Origin of the sequence: Kitasatospora sp. NPDC057198 (genome assembly GCF_042670125.1) — a bacterium.
Classification (GTDB): Bacteria; Actinomycetota; Actinomycetes; order Streptomycetales; family Streptomycetaceae; genus Kitasatospora.
Map to the genome: position 1 here is coordinate 1 of NZ_JBHUWH010000765.1, position 2,260 is coordinate 2,260.

2 protein-coding genes are annotated in these 2,260 nt (G+C 72.7%); one reads left to right on the forward strand and one right to left on the reverse strand.

From position 1 onward, the window contains the following. Positions 1–107 precede the first annotated feature (107 nt). A complete protein-coding gene (gene fabG / locus ACFUEL_RS38775) occupies positions 108–893 on the reverse strand; it encodes a 3-oxoacyl-ACP reductase FabG (RefSeq protein WP_380242769.1) in 786 nt (261 codons plus the stop codon). 507 nt (positions 894–1,400) lie between these two features. Here fabG and ACFUEL_RS38780 point away from each other — a divergent pair. Further along, positions 1,401–2,201 (forward strand): MarR family winged helix-turn-helix transcriptional regulator, encoded by an 801-nt coding sequence (locus ACFUEL_RS38780; RefSeq protein WP_380242771.1) that lies wholly within the window; start codon positions 1,401–1,403, stop codon positions 2,199–2,201. The last annotated feature ends 59 nt before the right edge of the window (positions 2,202–2,260 follow it).

Consider the following 2,260-nt stretch of genomic DNA (forward strand, 5'->3'; position numbering starts at 1 on the left):
GCCATCGAGTCTGGACCCGGCCCCGGGGCGGCGCACCACGAGCGCGCGCCGGACGCCCGCCCGCCCGCGCGGGTGGCCCGCCCGGCGGGCCGGGCGGGCCGTCCGGCTCAGTCGAGCGGGCCGCCCGCGACGTAGATCACCTGGCCGGAGACGAACCCCGCGCCCTCGGAGGCCAGGAAGGAGATGGTGTGCGCGATGTCCTCCGGCACGCCGACCCGCTGGACCGGGATGGCGGAGGCGGCGGCCTGCTTGAACGCCTCGAACTCCATGCCGACCCGGGACGCGGTGGCCGCGGTCATGTCGGTGGCGATGAAGCCGGGGGCGACCGCGTTGGCGGTGACGCCGAACTTGCCGAGCTCGATGGCCAGGGTCTTGGTGAAGCCCTGCAGGCCGGCCTTGGCGGCGGAGTAGTTGGCCTGGCCCCGGTTGCCCTGGGCGGAGGAGGAGGACAGGTTGACGATCCGTCCGAAACCGGCCGCCACCATGTGCTTCTGCACCGCGCGGGTCATCAGGAAGGCGCCCTTGAGGTGCACGCCCATCACGGTGTCCCAGTCCGACTCGGACATCTTGAACAGCAGGTTGTCGCGCAGCACGCCCGCGTTGTTCACCAGCACCACGGGGGCGCCGAGCTCGGCGGCGATCCGCTCCACCGCGGCCTCCACCTGCTCGGCGTCCGAGACGTCCGCGCCGACGGCCAGCGCGCGGCCGCCCGCGGCCTCGATCGCCTCGGCGGTGCCCTTGGCGTTGGACTCCTCCAGGTCGACCACGGCGACGGCGTAACCGTCCGCCGCCAGTCGGAGCGCGGTGGCCGCACCGATCCCGCGGGCCGCACCCGTCACCACGGCCACCCGCGCCGGAGCACCGGCGGTCACGGACGTGCTCTGCTCGGTCATCTTCGTACCCGTCTCTCTCGAAGTCGGACGACGGACCGGCGCGGGCCGGTGACCCGTCGATGAGAAATAAATGAGTTGCGCGGTGCGCAGCGCGGCAACCTTACCGGTGAGTAGGATTTCCGGCCAGGGGGCAGCGCCGCAGGTGACAGAGGGTGAGGGCGAAAAGCGGCCGAGCGGGTGAACCAGGTTGGGCGTGGTCCCGACATACGGGGGAAATATGCCAACTTCGCCGATCCTGCGACTACTCTGCGCCCCTACCTGCCGGTCCAGGCCGACCGTTTGTATAGTGTGCGCCAGCAGCCACCGGCTGCACGGCCGGCGCGTCCTCTCTCACAGCGGGATGCTCACTCGCCGTTACTGCCCCGCTCGGGTGTCCCACACACACCCGCGCGTGACACCGGGACGGATTTCATGGTGCTGGGGGAGATCCCGACAACCCGCGTGCCCGGCCGACTGCAGCAGTCGCCCGGTCACCTCATCCGCGTGGCCCAGCAGGTGCACACCCGCTTGTGGTCCGAATACGTCGGTACCGAGCTGACGGCTCCGCAGTTCGCGGTGCTGCTGGTACTGGCACTGGAGCCCGGAGCCGACCAGCGCACGGTCGGCGAACGGGCCTCGCTCGACAAGGCGACGATGGCCGAGATGGTCGCCCGGCTGGTCCGGCGGGGCCTGGTGCTCCGCCGCAGGGACCCGGCCGACGGCCGGCGCAAGCTGCTGGCGCTCTCGCAGAACGGCGCTCAGGCCGTCCGCGAGGCGACCGGCGGCGTGGTCCGGGTCCAGCGGACCCTGTTCGAGCCGCTCGGCCCGGACGAGCAGCTGGAGATCGTCCGGATCATGGCCCGGATAGCCCGGCTGGAACCGGGGGCCGTCGCCGTGATGACGGACGCCCGGCCGACGCTGGACGCCCAGCGGGCCATCGGCTACCTGATCCGGGTCGCCCAGCAGGTCCACACCAAGCTCTGGTCGGAGAAGGTCGGCACCGAGCTGACGGCTCCTCAGTACGCGGTGCTGGACGCGCTGGAGACCGAACCGGGCGCCGACCAGCGCACGGTCGGCGAGCTCGCCTCGCTCGACAAGGCGACGATGGCCGAGATGGTCAGCCGGCTGGTCCGGCGCGGCCTGGTGCAGCGCCGCCGCGACCCCTCGGACGGGCGCCGCAACCTGCTCTCGCTCTCCCCGACCGGCCAGGAGCTGCTGCACCGCTCCACCGCCGGGGTCCGCGAAGTCCAGGAGGCGCTGCTCGCCCCGCTGGAGCCGCACGAGCACGCGCAGGCGCTGGCGCTGCTCGCCAAGGCGGCCCGGCTGTAACGATTCTGCAGACCGCCGTCCGGCTCGCCGGGCGGCGGTCGCGCCCCGCCCGGTCACGC

Excerpts from the sequence above, each read along its gene's own strand:
- fabG (WP_380242769.1), bottom strand. The coding sequence starts at position 893 with ATGACCGAGCAGAGCACGTCCGTGACCGCCGGTGCTCCGGCGCGGGTG.